Origin of the sequence: Pseudomonas sp. MEJ108, from assembly GCF_030208985.1 — a bacterium.
Lineage (GTDB): Bacteria > Pseudomonadota > Gammaproteobacteria > Pseudomonadales > Pseudomonadaceae > Aquipseudomonas > Aquipseudomonas fragariae.
The window spans coordinates 49,528-64,450 of the sequence record NZ_JARVSW010000041.1 but is presented as its reverse complement, the minus strand read 5'-3'; the positions used below and the strand labels follow the sequence as shown (position 1 = coordinate 64,450).

Sequence of the window (14,923 nt, the reverse complement as noted above, 5' to 3'; positions counted from 1 at the left end):
GACTGTTGTCCGGAGATTTTGCCAAATTAGGAAGTCTTTTTCAGAGTTTCCCTAGGTCCTGGAGAGACTTGATAATGCGTTCACCCGCGTTGGTGACAGACTGCCCGTCATTTTTAGCGTCCAGATCTGTCAACAACACAACTGTACTTGCGTCATCCACAAACGTTCGAACTCGACATAGACCGCGCTCCAGCCCAACGTCCCCGTTAGGGTAGTTATGCACCATGTCAGTAGTTTTCATATCCGGAATGCTCCTCTTGGAATGCCTATTACCTAAGCTCATACCCTCACAGGATTAACGAAGCTAAGTCAATTTGGACCTAGCCCAGAGAATTTAAGCAGAGGCTCAAGTACCGATTCACAGTTTTCTACTGATCACTGTGAATCAACAAGAAGCCCGCCTCGTGCGGGCTTTCTTGTTTCTGGCCTTCCCGTTTTGTCACACCTCTTATGCCTCCCAGCCCCCCCCCTGCGTGTGCTAAAAGCACGCCTCCGGGATTTCAGGACGTCGTCGGGAGACGGGTTTCCCTGGCAAGCGCCAACCAGGCCTCGGCCGCAGGTGACAAGTGCGCGTTTTTGCGCCATGCCAACACCATATGCCAATCGGTATCCGGCTCGTTCAGCGCAACCAGTCGAATCCCGTCGTGATAGTGCTTCTGCGCCAGCATCCTCGGCAAGAACGCGACACCCAGCCCTGCCGAGACCAGATCCACAATAAAGTCGACCTGACCGCTGCGTGCAGTCACTTTGGGCGTCACGCCCTTGCGGTCGCAGGCCAGTTTGATCATGGTATTCAGTGCAAATCCGGCCTCGAAGAGGATAAACGGCGTTTCGGCCAGGTCTTCAATGACGACCCGTTTGCGCTTGGCCAACGGGTGGTTCTCTGCCATGACCACCACCACTGGCTCGATACGCACATCCTGGTAATCGAACTCTTCGCTGAACGAGTTCATCTTCAACAGTGCTGCCAGCTCGACTTCTCCCGAAGCCAGGCACTCATGCAGTTTGCTCGCGCCGTGTTCGGTGAGCTGAATATCGATATCCGGATAGCGGGCGCGGTATTGAGTGAACATGGCGGCGAAAAGCGCACCGCTGCCGACGGGGGGCAGACCGATGCGCAGCACGCCACCCTTCAAACCGCGCAGCTCGTTGAGCTCGGTCAGCAGATCGTTGCGTTCGGCCAACAGGATGAGAGCACGGCGGTAGACGATTTCGCCGGCGGCGGTCAGCTCGCTGCGGTGGCCAATGCGGCTCAACAGCGGCGTGCCCAATTCGTCCTCAAGGGTCTTGACGGCTTTGCTGACGGTGGACTGGGTAAGCGACACCACGTCAGCGGCCTGGGAGAAGCTACCCTGACGTACCACTTCGACAAAAGTGCGTAATGTTCGAAGGTTCACGAGTATTCGATTTCCGACTGAATTCAAGTTGTATTAGTTGTTTTGATCATAGTCGGTTTTTCCGTAATCTGAACCTGCCGCTCCCCCTTGGCGGCCTCGCTTCGTAGATTTATTCGCTCAGGAAAACGTCATGATTATTTCTTCGGCATCCGATTACCGTGCAGCGGCCAAACGCAAACTCCCGCGTTTTCTGTTTGATTACATTGACGGCGGTGCGTATGCAGAGCACACGCTGCGTGCCAACGGTTCGGACCTGGCCGATATCAGCTTGCGCCAGCGGGTCCTGAAAAATGTCGATAACGTGAGTCTTGAAACCAGACTGTTTGGCGAATCCCTGGCGATGCCGATTATCCTCAGCCCCGTAGGCCTGAGCGGAATGTATGCGCGCCGCGGTGAAGTGCAGGCAGCCAGGGCCGCGGCGAACAAGCGGATTCCATTCTGTCTGTCGACGGTGTCGGTGTGTTCGATTGAAGAGGTAGCGTCGCAGAGCGATCAAGCGATCTGGTTTCAGCTCTACGTGCTCAAAGACCGTGGCTTTATGAAAAACGCTCTGGAGCGTGCCAAGGCGGCGGGCGTCACGACGCTGGTCTTTACCGTCGACATGCCAACGCCCGGCGCGCGTTATCGTGATGCGCACTCGGGCATGTCAGGGCCTTATGCCGCGCCTCGACGCATTCTGCAAGCCATGACCAAGCCGGACTGGGCACTGAATGTCGGCCTGCTCGGTCGCCCTCATGATCTGGGCAATATCTCCAGATACCTGGGCAAGGCCACCACGCTGGAAGATTATGTGGGCTGGCTGGCGAACAACTTCGACCCGTCCATCAGCTGGAAGGATCTGGAGTGGATTCGTGAGTTCTGGCAAGGCCCGATGATCATCAAGGGTATTCTCGATCCGCAGGATGCCAGGGATGCGCTGAGTTTTGGCGCGGACGGCATTGTGGTATCCAACCACGGCGGACGTCAGCTGGATGGCGTGCTGTCCACCGCCAAGGCTTTGCCGCCGATTGTTCAGGCGGTCGGCAGTGACCTGACAGTGCTGGCCGACTCCGGCATTCGCTCGGGTCTTGATGTGGTGCGCATGCTCGCCCTCGGTGCCAAAGGCGTGTTGCTCGGACGCTCGATGGCCTATGCGCTGGGCGCCGATGGGCAGCGTGGCGTCGAGAATATGCTGGATATTTTTGCCAGGGAAATGCATGTGGCGATGACGTTGACCGGGGTGACATCGATTGAGCAGATCGACGCAAGCATTCTGGTTAAAGCAGTTGCTTGAAGGCCGGGGCTGGACTGAATCGTTATCCGGGTCGGCCTTTCGACGAACTGCATTTTTCACTCTGCATGCCTGGTCTATGCTCGAAAGTGATGGCTCAAGAAGAGCCAGCATTTCTCATGAAGGAGCAAAGCATGCGTAAACTCGTACTCTCAATGACTGCCGCCCTCTTCCTGACGGGTGCTGTAGCGCCCGTCGCCCTTGCAGAGAGTGAGCTGGAAAAGGGTGTCCGACACGATAACCGTGAACTGGATAAAGGCGTCGATCATGACGCCAAGGAAGTGGACAAGGGCGTGAAGCACGACGCTGACGAGGTCGACAAAGGTGCTAAGCATGACGACAAGGAACGTCACAAGGCTGACAAGCACATCGATAAAGAGGTTAAAAAGGATCTCTGACCAAAAAGCCTGCCACCGAGCAGGCTTTTTTAATGGGCGGATGATGCTGGACGGTCCAGCGGGCTTGCTGCCCCCCCACTCACTGGTACTTGCAAGCCCTCACTCTTGAAGACCGGGCCACGTATAAGTGGCCCGGCCTCTGTTACTGGATGTACGGTCAGATCTTGAAACTGTCGACCAGTTGCTTCAAACGCCCGGCTTGTTGCGAAAGCGCAGCACAGTCCTTGAGCGTTTCATTAAGGTTGGCCACGCCTTGTTGATTAAGCGTGTTGATCTGATTGATATCGATATTGAGGGTTTCTACAACGGCAGTCTGCTCTTCTGTCGCCGCAGCAACGGATTGATTCATGCCATCGATGTCGCCAATGCGCCGCGTCACATCACGCAGACGACTGCCCGCCTGATTGGCAACTTCGACACTTTCCTGACTCGACGTCTGGCTTTCATTCATGTTGAGTACGGCATGCTGAGAGCCGCTCTGCAGGCCGCCAATCATCTTGTGAATCTCGTCGGCAGAGGTCTGGGTACGATGCGCAAGGTTGCGCACCTCGTCGGCAACTACCGCAAAACCGCGTCCGGCCTCACCCGCGCGGGCGGCTTCGATGGCGGCGTTGAGGGCCAGCAGATTGGTCTGCTGCGAGATGCCTTTGATGACATCAAGAATGTGGCCGATGTTTTCGGTACTGGCGTTGAGTTGCTCGATCTGCGTACAGGAATCACTGATCTTGGCCGACAGCGCGCTCATGGCATGTATCGTTTTCTCGACCACTACCTGGCCATCTTCTGCCTGGTTGCGGGCCTCACTGGCCTGGATCGAGGCGTCCGATGCGTTACGGGCAATCTCCTGGGTTGCAGCGCCCAGCTCGTTGATCGCTGCAGCGACGCTGTTGGTTCGGGCGCTCTGCTCATCGAAACCGACAATGGACGAGTTGGAGGAGTTGACCACCCGTTGCGACAGGTCATGCACCTGAAGCGTTGCGGAGGACACTTCGACGATGGACGCGTGCACGCGCTCCACGAACTGATTGAACGAGCCACCCAGCGCTGCGAACTCGTCCTTGCCCTGGATGCTCAGGCGCCGGGTCAGATCACCCTCGCCCTGGGCGATGTCCTGCATAGCACGACCCATGTCGGTCAGCGGGCGCATCAGCGCACGAATGAGCAGGCTCAACAGCAACGCAATCACGGCTACTGCAATCAGCACGGCAACCATCGCCGAGCTGCGAAACTGGCTCAACGGCGCATAGGCCTTTTCCTTGTCGATCGACAGACCAATGTACCAGTCAGCCGAGGGCAGCCCGGTGATCGGGGTGAATGACAGCAGCCGGCGCTGACCATTGAGGGTCACCTCACGCAGGCGCGCGTCCAGGCTGATGGTCTGTCCGGGGTAGATGTCCTTGAGGTTTTTCATCACCTGTTCCTTGTCCGGACTGACGATGATCTGTCCGTCGCCACTGACCAGAAAGGCGTAACCCAGCCCGCCGAATTCAACCGAGTTGATGATCTTGACCAGCGTGTCGAGGCTCAGGTCGCCGCCGACGACGCCCGTGACCTGGCCCGCCGCCTTGACCGGGCTGGCGATCGTTACCACCAGGCCACCCACAGAAGCCAGATACGGCGCGCTGAGAATGGTCTTGCCTGCGTCGACGGTGGACTTGTACCAGGGCCGTTGGCGAGGGTCGTAGCCCGCGGGCATGTCCACATTGGGCCGCTGGGTGAATGTGCCTTTGCTGTCACCGACATAGGTGAACTGAAAGGTCGATACCAGCGCAGACTGCGATACCAGTCCGCTGAGGTCGGAATTGACCCCCTGAAAGGCAACGTTCTGGGTGAGGTTTTCCAGCACCAGAATGCGCCCGCTCAGCCAGTTCTGGACGCTGCTGGCAGTCAGTTGACCCGCTTGACCCACGGAGGACTCGAGATTCTGGTTGATCGTCTTACGTTGCAGGTAATCGTTGTACAAAGTGAACAAGGCGAACGCCAGCACCACTACACCGGCCGCGGCCAGCAGAATCTTATGACGAAACTTTAAATTCATGACAAGGCATCTCAACAGGACTGCTGGAAGAAGGCTCGGAGGCCAGAGCAAGTTGCGACACAAAAAATGTCATGCCCTGCACACACAATGAACCTGCAACGGATAGGGTTTTGGTCTCGCAAACACAGCCGACGGTGTGCCGTTCCCTCTGGAATTCGGCGCTCTACTTTAATGACTTCGACGGTGCTTTATAACGGTGTGCTGGCGCAAATGATATGCCTGGAAAAAAATATTCCAGGCGTCGTGGAACTTTCTTTATTTTTTATTTCAGCTTGGCCAGTTCCTGCCGATAGTGTCTGTATACCTCACCCCGCCCTGACCTGTATGCCATACCTTTCAGGGATAAGACCGTTTCAATGGCAGTTGTTGGAGAATTCAATGAGTAGCTGGTTTGCAAACATCAGCGTGAATATGAAACTGGCCCTCGGCTTCGGTCTGGTACTTGTTTTTACAGCCATTCTTGCACTGACTGGCTGGACCAGCATGAGCGGGCTGATCAACCGCAGTAACTGGATGAGTGACATTACTTCACTCAATGCGCAGTTGACCAAACTGCGCGTGACGCGCCTGCAATACATGGTGGCCGACGGCGACGAGAAGGTAGCCGAAACCGTGCAGACCTCGCTGGACAGCTTCAAGGCGTATCAGGAAAAACTGCGGGCCTCGTTCAAAAGTCCCGAAAACCTGAAAATGCTCGATCAGTTGGGCATCGTGATAGCTGACTACCAGAAGTCCCTCAACAACATGCGCAGTGGCTACAAGGCCAGCACCGCTGCGCGTGATGAGCTGACGACCCACGCGGTCAAAAGCCTCGCGGTGTTCGAGCAGCTTGTGACTGAAGTCAGAAACATGGACCCGGCTGACGCCAACCGTTTCGAGCAGTACCGACTCGTCACCGATGCCAAGGATGACTTGAGACTCGCACGCTATGAAGTGCGCGGCTACACCACCAATGCCACGCCCGAGACCGAGCAGGCAGCTGTTTCGAAACTGGATGCGGCCGTCAAGGATCTGGACGCGCTCAAGGCGACCTTCAGCGGCACTCAGGCCGATCAGCTCAGGCAGCTGGAAACCTCGTTGATGGCCTACCGGACGACTTTGCAAAACTTCAAGGCCGCCACGGGCACGATTGTCCAGGCGCGCAAGGAAATGACCACGCAAGGGCAGGATATCGTCAAGATCAGCGAGGACATGTACAAGCTGCAACTGGATCGCCGCGATCAGGAAAGCGCACAGGCGCGTACCACGCAGATCACCTGCACCCTGCTGGCTATCATTCTGGGCATCATCGCCGCAGTGATCATCACCCGGCAGATTACCCGTCCCCTGCGGGAAACCCTGGCAGTGGTCGACCGTATTGCGTCCGGTGACCTGACCCAGACCCTGGCGGTGACACGCAGTGATGAGCTCGGCGTTCTGCAGCAAGGCATCCAGCGCATGGGCACCACTCTGCGCGAACTGATTGGCGGTATTCGCGACAGCGTCGTACAGATCGCCAGTGCCGCCGAAGAGCTGTCGGCGGTTACCGAACAGACCAGCGCTGGCGTCAACAGCCAGAAAGTCGAAACCGATCAGGTCGCCACCGCCATGCACGAGATGTCGGCGACGGTTGCAGAAGTTGCGCGTAACGCCGAACAGGCCTCGCAGGCCGCGTCCAACGCCGACCGCGAAGCGCGTGACGGTGACAAGGTGGTGGGTGAAGCGATCGTCCAGATCGAGCGTCTGGCCAATGAAGTGGGCCGCTCGGTCGATGCCATGACTCAGTTGGAGCAGGAAAGCGACAAGATCGGCAAGGTCATGGACGTCATCAAGGCGGTGGCCGAACAGACCAACCTGCTGGCGCTCAACGCCGCCATCGAAGCGGCTCGTGCGGGTGAAGCCGGACGTGGTTTTGCCGTGGTTGCCGACGAAGTTCGCGGCCTGGCACAACGTACACAGCAGTCCACCGTGGAGATCGAAACACTGGTCGCTGCGCTGCAAAGCGGTACGCGCCAGGTGTCCAGCATCATGCTCAACAGCCGCGAACTGACCGTCAGCAGCGTGACCCTCAGCCGTCAGGCAGGTACGTCGCTGGGCAGCATCACGCAAACGGTCTCCAGCATTCAGGCGATGAACCAGCAGATTGCCGCCGCCGCTGAAGAGCAAAGCGCGGTCGCTGAGGAAATCAGCCGCAGCATCGTCAATGTCCGCGATGTGTCCGAGCAGACTGCTTCGGCCAGCGAAGAAACCGCTGCGTCCAGCGTCGAACTGGCACGCCTGGGCGGGCAACTGCAGACGATGGTCAGCCGCTTCCGTATCTGATCACCCAGCGTTGACATCAAGCCCGGTCTTTACCGGGCTTGATTGTTTCTGCACCCGTGACAATCAGGCCTGCGGTGGCTGCCCGTTGGACGCCGACAGGCCACCGTCTACCGGCATGTTGACGCCGGTCACGAAGCGCGCGTCATCGCTGGCCAGAAAGGCAATCACGTCGCCGACGTCTTCGGCTTCACCCGGGCGCCCCAATGGGATGCGCTCCATGAATTTGGCCATCAACGCTTTGTCGTCGAGCATGTCTTCGGTCAGCTCGCTGCGGGTCAGTGAGGGGCAAACGGCATTCACACGCACTCCGTCAGCACCATGATCCATGGCCAGCGAACGGGTGAAGTTGGTGATGGCGCCCTTGGCCGCGTTATAGAAGCTCATGCCCCAGTCGCCGCCCAGACCGGACACCGACGAGACATTGATGATGTTGCCTTTGCTGGCGATCAGTGCCGGCATGGCGGTGCGGGTGCAATAGAACACGCCGTCCAGGTCCACGGACATCAGCTCTTTCCAGTCCTCTATGCCCAGCTCGGTCACTTTGCCGGACTTGACGATGCCGGCATTGTTGACCAGAACATCCAGGCGCCCGAAGCGGGTCGCCACTTCCTTGAACAGCGCTTCCACGTCGCTCGGGTCGGCCACATCCGTGGCTCTGACCAAGTGCCCTTCGCCCTTCAGTTGCGCGGCCACCTTGGCCAGCTTGTCGTGATTGCGGCCGACCAGCACCACGCTTGCGCCTTCCTCGGCAAAACGTTTGGCGGTCGCTTCGCCGATTCCGGAACCGGCACCTGTGACGACGATGACTTTCTGGGTGAAACGATTCATTCGGCAGTCTCCAAAAAATGAACGGGATTATCGGGTGGACTGCACACCCGCCCGCAGCGTTCACTCGCATTTGATTTTGCTTTCAGTGGCGCCGTAAATGACCGGTGAATCGTTAAACCTCGACCATGGGTGCGTTGACAACGCGGCAACGGTCAGCAAATAATCCCCGCAGTTGTACGACAACCTATAACGCCAAAAATAAAAACAACACCGAGGCCTGTCCATCATGAACACTCACGCCGCGCCTGCCCGCTCGATCAGCAAGGGCTCAATCATCGAAGCCTTGATCGGTGACACCTCGTTTACTGAACACTCGCACTACCAGACACCTTTCTCGATGCACACCATTCGCTGAAACACAGCGAACGGTACTCGGCCGTCTGCAGGTCGAGGCCATGCCTGGCGACAGGCATCACGTAATCCTCGAAGGTGTCGGCCGCCGCTTGCGCGCGGCCAGGAAAGGGGAAGGTTTCACTAAACAAGGGAGCACAACAATAATGACATCTCACACTACCCGCTCAAGCATCCTGCTGGGCGTCGGCGGCATGACGCTGATTTTCCCGATGCTCGGCATGGCCGAGGGTTTCGTCGACGACACCAAGGCCACGCTCAACCTGCGTAATGCCTACTTCAACCGTAATTTCACCAATCCTGCCTATCCCAGCAGCGCCGCGCCGCAGGGCAAGGCCGAGGAATGGACACAAAGCTTCATTCTCGACGCCAAGTCGGGCTTCACTCAGGGCGTGGTGGGCTTCGGGGTTGACGTGCTGGGCCTGTACTCGGTCAAGCTCGATGGCGGCAAGGGTACGGGCGGCACTCAGTTGCTGCCGATCCACAGCGACGGTCGCCCGGCCGATGATTTCGGACGCCTGGGCGTGGCAGGCAAGGCGCGGTTTTCCAAGACCGAACTGAAGGTCGGTGAATGGATGCCAGTGCTGCCGATCCTGCGCTCCGATGACGGTCGCTCCTTGCCGCAGACGTTTCGCGGTGGTCAGGTCACGTCCAAGGAGATCGACGGCCTGACCCTGTATGGCGGGCAATTCCGCGGCAACAGCCCGCGCAACGACGCGAGCATGGAAGACATGTCGCTGAACGGGCGAGGCGCATTCACTTCGGACCGCTTCAACTTCGGCGGCGGCGAGTATGTCTTCAACGACAAGCTTACTCAGGTAGGCGTCTGGTACTCGGAACTGCAGGACATCTACCAGCAGCAATTCTTCAACCTGCTGCACAGCCAGCCGCTCGGCGACTGGACCCTGGGCGCGAATCTGGGTTACTTCATCGGCAAGGAAGACGGCAACAAACTGGCCGGCGACCTGGATAACAAGACGGCCTACGCGCTGCTCTCGGCCCGCTATGGCGGCAGCACCTTCTATGTCGGCCTGCAAAAACTGACTGGCGACACCGCGTGGATGCGCGTCAACGGTACCAGTGGCGGTACGCTGGCCAACGACAGTTACAACTCCAGCTACGACAACGCCAAAGAGAAATCCTGGCAACTGCGCCACGACTACAACTTCGCGACGCTGGGCGTACCCGGCCTGACCCTGATGAACCGCTACATCAGCGGCGACAATGTGCACACCGGCAACATCACCGACGGCAAGGAATGGGGCCGGGAATCCGAACTGGCCTATACCGTACAAAGCGGTGCGCTGAAGAACCTGAACGTCAAATGGCGCAACTCCAGCCTGCGTCGCGATTTCAGCACCAACGAATTCGACGAGAATCGCGTGTTCGTCAGCTACCCTATTTCGTTGCTCTGAAAGCGGTGGCAGAGCCTGTCGGCGACGGCAGGTTTTGCCTTGTTACAAATGTATCCGGCCAAGGGCGTGCCCAGCCCGTTTTTAGACCTTGGCCGCGTTGACAATCAGCGTATGCGGTGCCGATAATCCGGCAAGTCATACGACAACAGATGACAAAAATAACAATCGGGACTTCTCTCATGGCATCGGCTCATACCACTCAAACTCCCTTCAATCGCCTCCTGCTGACCGGCGCGGCAGGCGGCCTGGGCAAGGTATTGCGCGAAACACTGCGCCCTTACGCAAACGTGCTGCGGCTTTCCGACATTGCCGAGATGGCACCCGCTGTCGACGACCGTGAAGAAGTTCAGGTCTGCGATCTGGCCAACAAGGATGCCGTACACCAACTGGTCGAAGGCGTCGATGCGATCGTGCATTTCGGCGGTGTGTCGGTCGAGCGACCGTTCGAAGAGATCCTCGGTGCCAATATCTGCGGCGTGTTCCACATCTACGAAGCGGCCCGCCGGCACGGCGTGAAACGCGTGATCTTCGCCAGTTCCAACCACGTGATCGGTTTCTACAAGCAGACCGAGACCATCGACGCGCACTCCCCTCGCCGTCCGGACAGTTACTACGGTCTGTCCAAGTCCTACGGCGAAGACATGGCCAGCTTCTACTTCGATCGCTACGGCATCGAAACCGTGAGCATCCGCATCGGCTCCTCGTTTGCTGAACCGCAAAACCGCCGAATGATGAGCACCTGGCTGAGCTTTGGCGACCTGACCCAGTTGATCGAGCGCTCGCTGTACACGCCAGACGTGGGCCACACCGTGGTCTACGGCGTTTCGGACAACAAGACCGTGTGGTGGGACAACCGCTTGGCCAGCAAACTGGATTACACCCCGAAGGACAGCTCGGAAGTGTTCCGCGAGAAGGTCGACGCCCAGCCGCTGCCGGCAGCCGATGACCCGGCAATGCTCTACCAGGGCGGTGCCTTTGTCGCTTCAGGACCGTTCGGCGACCAATAAGCAGCGCTTTCCTCTCGCAGCACTCTGGAGACACGAACCGTCATGGATGCCGAACTGATTGTCGATGCACAGAACGCCACCGGCGAAAGCCCGGTCTGGAGCGTGCGTGATCAAGCGCTGTACTGGGTGGATATTCCCGAGGGCGAGCTGCATCGCTGGGACTTCAATCAGGACAGCACGCGCAGCTGGAAAGCGCCGCAAATGCTGGCCTGTATCGCCGCCGATAGCCGGGGTGGCTGGGTGGCGGGGATGGAGAACGGAATCTTTCATTTGCAGCCCTGCGAAGACGGCAGCCTGATCAGCACGCTTCTGGCCGGCGTCGAACACGCGCAGGCAGGCATGCGCTTCAATGACGGCCGCTGCGACCGACAGGGTCGGTTCTGGGCGGGCACCATGTTCATGGACATGGCCGCCGGTGCGAGGGTGGGTGCGTTGTATCGCTACAGTGCCGGCCAGAAGACACTGGACGCACAGCTCAAGGATTTCATCGTCCCCAATGGCCTGGCGTTCAGCCCCGACGGCAAGGTCATGTACCTGTCTGACTCGCACCCCAGCGTGCAGCAGATCTGGGCGTTCGATTACGACACCGACAGCGGCACGCCACACAATCGCCGTCTGTTCGTCGACATGAACCATCACCTGGGTCGCCCAGACGGCGCGGCGATCGACGCCGACGGCTGCTACTGGATCTGTGGCAACGACGCAGGCCTGGTCCACCGCTTCACTCCCTCCGGCAAACTCGACCGCTCGCTGGTCGTGCCGGTAAAAAAGCCAGCCATGTGTGCCTTTGGCGGCCCCAACCTGGACACCCTGTTCGTGACGTCGATTCGCCCGGGTGGCGATATTGGCGATCAGCCACTGGCCGGTGGTGTGTTCGCCCTGCGACCTGGCGTCAAAGGCCTGGAGGAACCCACGTTTCAGGGCTGACAGCGCCCTACCGAAAATCCCGTAGCTCGACCAAAAATAACAAAATCGGAGATATCCATGGATTTCAAACGCACGCTTCTCATCGCAGCACTTCCGCTGGCCTTCTGTGTGTCAGGCATGGTCCAGGCAGACGTCAAAATCAAATTCGCCGAGGTTCACCCTGCTGGTTATGCGCCGGTCGTGGCAGAGCAGAACATGGGCAAGAAACTCGAAGAACAGTCCAAGGGCGAGATCAGTTTCAAGATGTACGCAGGCGGTGTGCTCGGCTCCGAGAAGGAGGTCGTCGAGCAGGTCCAGAGTGGCGCCGTGCAGATGACCCGCGTCAGCCTCGGCATCGTTGGCCCGGTAGTGCCGGACGTTAACGTCTTCAACTTGCCGTTCGTGTTCCGTGATCAGGCGCATATGCGCACCATCATCGATGGCCAGATCGGTCAGGAAATCCTCGACAAGATCAGCAACTCCGAATTCAACATGGTCGCCCTGGCGTGGATGGATGGCGGCACCCGCAACCTGTACACCAAGAAGCCGGTACGCCAGATCTCCGACCTCAAAGGCATGAAAATCCGCGTTCAGGGCAACCCGGTGTTCATCGAAACCATTAACGACATGGGCGGTAACGGCATCGCCATGGCCACCGGCGAGATCTTCAGCGCCCTGCAGACCGGCGTCATCGACGGTGCGGAAAACAACCCGCCGACGTATTTCCAGCATAACCACTACCAGAACGCCAAGTTCTTCACCATGACCGAACACCTGATCCTGCCCGAGCCCATCGTGATGTCGAAAACCACGTGGGAAAAGCTCAACCCCGAGCAGCAGGCACTGGTGAAAAAGCTCGCACGTGAAGCGCAGATGGAAGAACGCGTGCTGTGGGACAAGTCGTCAGCCGATGCCGAGACCAAGCTCAAGGCTGCTGGCGTGGAGTTCATCACGCTGACGCCCGAGCAGAAGAAAGCCTTCTACGACGCGACCCAGCCGGTACGCGACAAATACGGTGCGAAATATAAGGGTCTGATCGACCGCATCGGAGCGGTCCAGACCGATCCGGCACTGGCGGCGAGCAACCCCCAAGCGGCCCAATAAGCCTGTCCGATTACGCAGCGGGAACGAGCACCAGCTCGTTCGCCGCCGCAGTGGTGAGCCTTATGAAAAATACGCTATTGCGCATCAACGACACGCTTTATCGGATCTGCATCGGCATTGCCGGTCTGTCGGTGTTGATCATGACCCTGATCATTCCCTGGGGCATCTTTGCCCGTTACATCCTCGGCAGCGGCTCCAGCTGGCCGGAACCCACTGCCATCCTGCTGATGGTGGTGTTTACCTTCTTCGGCGCCGCCGCCAGTTACCGGGCCGGTGCGCACATGGCCGTGTCGATGGCCGTGGACCGCATGCCGCAGCAGGTGCGCAGAGTCGCCAGCGTAGTGGTGCAGATTCTGATGGCGATCGTCGCCCTGTTCATGATTTTCAAGGGTTTCAAGCTGTGCGCCACCACCTGGAATCAATTCGTCGGCGAACTGCCGTTTCTGCGCGTCGGCATCTCTTATCTGCCGATCCCCATTGGCGGCCTCGTGACGCTGGTATTCGTCCTGGAAAGACTGTTTCTGGGTGACCAGAGTCATCGCGCAGTGATGCGCTTCGACGTCATTGAAGAAAGCGAAGGTGCTGCATAAATGGACGCTTTTATACTGTTGGGCAGCTTTATCGCGTTGATCCTGATCGGCATGCCGGTGGCCTACGCGCTGGGCCTTTCAGCCCTGATCGGCGCCTGGTGGATCGACATCCCGGCCGATGCGCTGATGATCCAGATTGCGGGCGGGGTGAACAAATTCTCGCTGTTGGCGATTCCGTTCTTCGTGCTGGCCGGCGCGATCATGGCCGAAGGCGGCATGTCGCGACGTCTGGTCGCGTTTGCTGCGGTGCTGGTGGGCTTCGTGCGTGGCGGGCTGTCGCTGGTCAATATCGTGGCTTCGACTTTCTTCGGCGCGATCTCGGGTTCCTCGGTGGCCGACACGGCCTCGGTAGGCTCGGTGCTGATCCCGGAGATGGAACGCAACGGCTACCCTCGCGACTTCTCGACGGCAGTGACCGTCAGCGGCTCGGTGCAGGCGCTGCTGACTCCGCCCAGCCACAACTCGGTGCTCTATTCGCTGGCGGCAGGCGGCACGGTGTCGATCGCGTCGCTGTTCATGGCCGGGATCCTGCCGGGGCTGCTGCTCAGCGCGGTGATGATGGGCCTGTGCATGATCTTCGCGCGCAAGCGCAATTACCCCAAGGGTGAAGTGGTGCCGCTGCGTCAGGCGCTGAAAATCGCCGGTGAAGCGCTCTGGGGGATGATGGCCATGGTCATTATTCTCGGCGGCATTCTGTCGGGGATTTTCACGGCCACCGAGTCGGCGGCGATTGCCGTGCTCTGGGCGTTCTTTGTCACCATGTTCATCTACCGCGATTACAAATGGCGCGATCTGCCCAAACTGATGCACCGGGCGGCACGCACCATTTCCATCGTGATGATCCTGATCGGTTTTGCCGCCAGCTTCGGTTACATCCTGACGCTGATGGAAATCCCGATGAAGATCACCACCGCGTTCCTGACCCTGTCGGACAACCGCTACGTGATCCTGATGTGCATCAACGTGATGTTGCTGCTGCTCGGTACGGTCATGGACATGGCGCCGCTGATTCTGATCCTGACCCCGATTCTGTTGCCAGTCATCGTCGGTGTCGGTATCGATCCGGTGCACTTCGGCATGATCATGCTGGTCAATCTGGGGATCGGGCTGATTACCCCGCCGGTAGGCGCGGTGCTGTTCGTCGGTGCTGCGGTGGGCAAGGTCACCATCGAAGCCACGGTAAAAGCACTGGTGCCGTTCTATGTCGCGCTTTTCCTGGTGCTGATGCTGGTGACCTACATTCCTGCCATCTCGTTGTGGCTGCCGAGCGTCGTGCTCTGACGTCTCCAGCTGCAAGGCTGCCGGAGCGCTTGAAAGC

Annotated in this window: 13 protein-coding genes and 1 pseudogene; 11 read left to right on the top strand and 3 right to left on the bottom strand. The window is 58.7% G+C overall.

Translation table 11 applies throughout. From position 1 onward, the window contains the following. Positions 1–500 precede the first annotated feature (500 nt). Positions 501–1,397, bottom strand: coding sequence for a LysR family transcriptional regulator (locus QRN50_RS18590; RefSeq protein ID WP_032656619.1), 897 nt, complete (start codon positions 1,395–1,397; stop codon positions 501–503). Positions 1,398–1,527: 130 nt separating this feature from the next. Between QRN50_RS18590 and lldD the strand changes: the two genes are divergently transcribed. Both lldD and QRN50_RS18580 read left to right on the top strand, forming a co-directional pair. Then, positions 1,528–2,670 carry an FMN-dependent L-lactate dehydrogenase LldD gene (gene lldD, locus QRN50_RS18585; RefSeq protein ID WP_024640175.1) on the top strand — a complete coding sequence of 381 codons (1,143 nt, stop codon included), beginning with the start codon at positions 1,528–1,530 and terminating at the stop codon, positions 2,668–2,670. A 131-nt stretch (positions 2,671–2,801) separates the two neighbouring features. Beyond that, entirely contained in the window at positions 2,802–3,065 is a 264-nt protein-coding gene (locus QRN50_RS18580) for a hypothetical protein (RefSeq protein WP_024640176.1), read from the top strand. A gap of 157 nt (positions 3,066–3,222) precedes the next feature. On the opposite strand, the gene QRN50_RS18575 is transcribed toward QRN50_RS18580, so the two are convergent. Further along, positions 3,223–5,103, bottom strand: a complete 1,881-nt coding sequence (locus QRN50_RS18575; protein WP_096126463.1) for a methyl-accepting chemotaxis protein — start codon at positions 5,101–5,103, stop codon at positions 3,223–3,225. Between the two features lie 66 nt (positions 5,104–5,169). Between QRN50_RS18575 and QRN50_RS25975 the strand changes: the two are divergent. Next, positions 5,170–6,501: pseudogene (locus tag QRN50_RS25975) on the top strand (methyl-accepting chemotaxis protein); the annotation flags it as partial. A 39-nt stretch (positions 6,502–6,540) separates the two neighbouring features. Next, complete coding sequence (locus tag QRN50_RS25970; RefSeq protein ID WP_370661162.1) at positions 6,541–7,404, top strand: methyl-accepting chemotaxis protein; 864 nt, start codon at positions 6,541–6,543, stop codon at positions 7,402–7,404. Positions 7,405–7,467: 63 nt separating this feature from the next. Here QRN50_RS25970 and budC read toward each other — a convergent pair whose 3' ends face one another. Next, entirely contained in the window at positions 7,468–8,232 is a 765-nt protein-coding gene (gene budC, locus QRN50_RS18565) for a meso-2,3-butanediol dehydrogenase (RefSeq protein ID WP_096126464.1), read from the bottom strand. Between the two features lie 226 nt (positions 8,233–8,458). Between budC and QRN50_RS18560 the strand changes: the two genes are divergently transcribed. From QRN50_RS18560 to QRN50_RS18530, 7 genes are all read left to right on the top strand, one after another. Continuing rightward, positions 8,459–8,587 carry a hypothetical protein gene (locus tag QRN50_RS18560; RefSeq protein ID WP_259639245.1) on the top strand — a complete coding sequence of 43 codons (129 nt, stop codon included), beginning with the start codon at positions 8,459–8,461 and terminating at the stop codon, positions 8,585–8,587. 142 nt (positions 8,588–8,729) lie between these two features. Then, positions 8,730–9,998, top strand: a complete 1,269-nt coding sequence (locus QRN50_RS18555; RefSeq protein ID WP_096126465.1) for an OprD family porin — start codon at positions 8,730–8,732, stop codon at positions 9,996–9,998. A 179-nt stretch (positions 9,999–10,177) separates the two neighbouring features. After that, positions 10,178–11,005, top strand: coding sequence for an NAD-dependent epimerase/dehydratase family protein (locus QRN50_RS18550; RefSeq protein ID WP_003404814.1), 828 nt, complete (start codon positions 10,178–10,180; stop codon positions 11,003–11,005). 42 nt (positions 11,006–11,047) lie between these two features. Beyond that, positions 11,048–11,932 (top strand): glucurono-1,5-lactonase, encoded by an 885-nt coding sequence (locus QRN50_RS18545; protein WP_096126466.1) that lies wholly within the window; start codon positions 11,048–11,050, stop codon positions 11,930–11,932. 57 nt (positions 11,933–11,989) lie between these two features. Further along, positions 11,990–13,015, top strand: a complete 1,026-nt coding sequence (locus tag QRN50_RS18540) for a TRAP transporter substrate-binding protein (RefSeq protein WP_096126467.1) — start codon at positions 11,990–11,992, stop codon at positions 13,013–13,015. Between the two features lie 62 nt (positions 13,016–13,077). After that, entirely contained in the window at positions 13,078–13,605 is a 528-nt protein-coding gene (locus QRN50_RS18535) for a TRAP transporter small permease (RefSeq protein WP_058823293.1), read from the top strand. Then, a complete protein-coding gene (locus tag QRN50_RS18530; protein ID WP_003404808.1) occupies positions 13,606–14,886 on the top strand; it encodes a TRAP transporter large permease in 1,281 nt (426 codons plus the stop codon). Positions 14,887–14,923: the final 37 nt, after the last annotated feature.

Excerpts from the sequence above, each read along its gene's own strand:
- QRN50_RS18530 (WP_003404808.1), top strand. The coding sequence starts at position 13,606 with ATGGACGCTTTTATACTGTTGGGCAGCTTTATCGCGTTGATCCTGATC.
- QRN50_RS25970 (WP_370661162.1), top strand. The coding sequence starts at position 6,541 with ATGGGCACCACTCTGCGCGAACTGATTGGCGGTATTCGCGACAGCGTC.
- QRN50_RS18535 (WP_058823293.1), top strand. The coding sequence starts at position 13,078 with ATGAAAAATACGCTATTGCGCATCAACGACACGCTTTATCGGATCTGC.
- QRN50_RS18550 (WP_003404814.1), top strand. The coding sequence starts at position 10,178 with ATGGCATCGGCTCATACCACTCAAACTCCCTTCAATCGCCTCCTGCTG.
- budC (WP_096126464.1), bottom strand. The coding sequence starts at position 8,232 with ATGAATCGTTTCACCCAGAAAGTCATCGTCGTCACAGGTGCCGGTTCC.
- QRN50_RS18575 (WP_096126463.1), bottom strand. The coding sequence starts at position 5,103 with ATGAATTTAAAGTTTCGTCATAAGATTCTGCTGGCCGCGGCCGGTGTA.
- QRN50_RS18540 (WP_096126467.1), top strand. The coding sequence starts at position 11,990 with ATGGATTTCAAACGCACGCTTCTCATCGCAGCACTTCCGCTGGCCTTC.
- lldD (WP_024640175.1), top strand. The coding sequence starts at position 1,528 with ATGATTATTTCTTCGGCATCCGATTACCGTGCAGCGGCCAAACGCAAA.
- QRN50_RS18545 (WP_096126466.1), top strand. The coding sequence starts at position 11,048 with ATGGATGCCGAACTGATTGTCGATGCACAGAACGCCACCGGCGAAAGC.
- QRN50_RS18580 (WP_024640176.1), top strand. The coding sequence starts at position 2,802 with ATGCGTAAACTCGTACTCTCAATGACTGCCGCCCTCTTCCTGACGGGT.
- QRN50_RS18555 (WP_096126465.1), top strand. The coding sequence starts at position 8,730 with ATGACATCTCACACTACCCGCTCAAGCATCCTGCTGGGCGTCGGCGGC.
- QRN50_RS18560 (WP_259639245.1), top strand. The coding sequence starts at position 8,459 with ATGAACACTCACGCCGCGCCTGCCCGCTCGATCAGCAAGGGCTCAATC.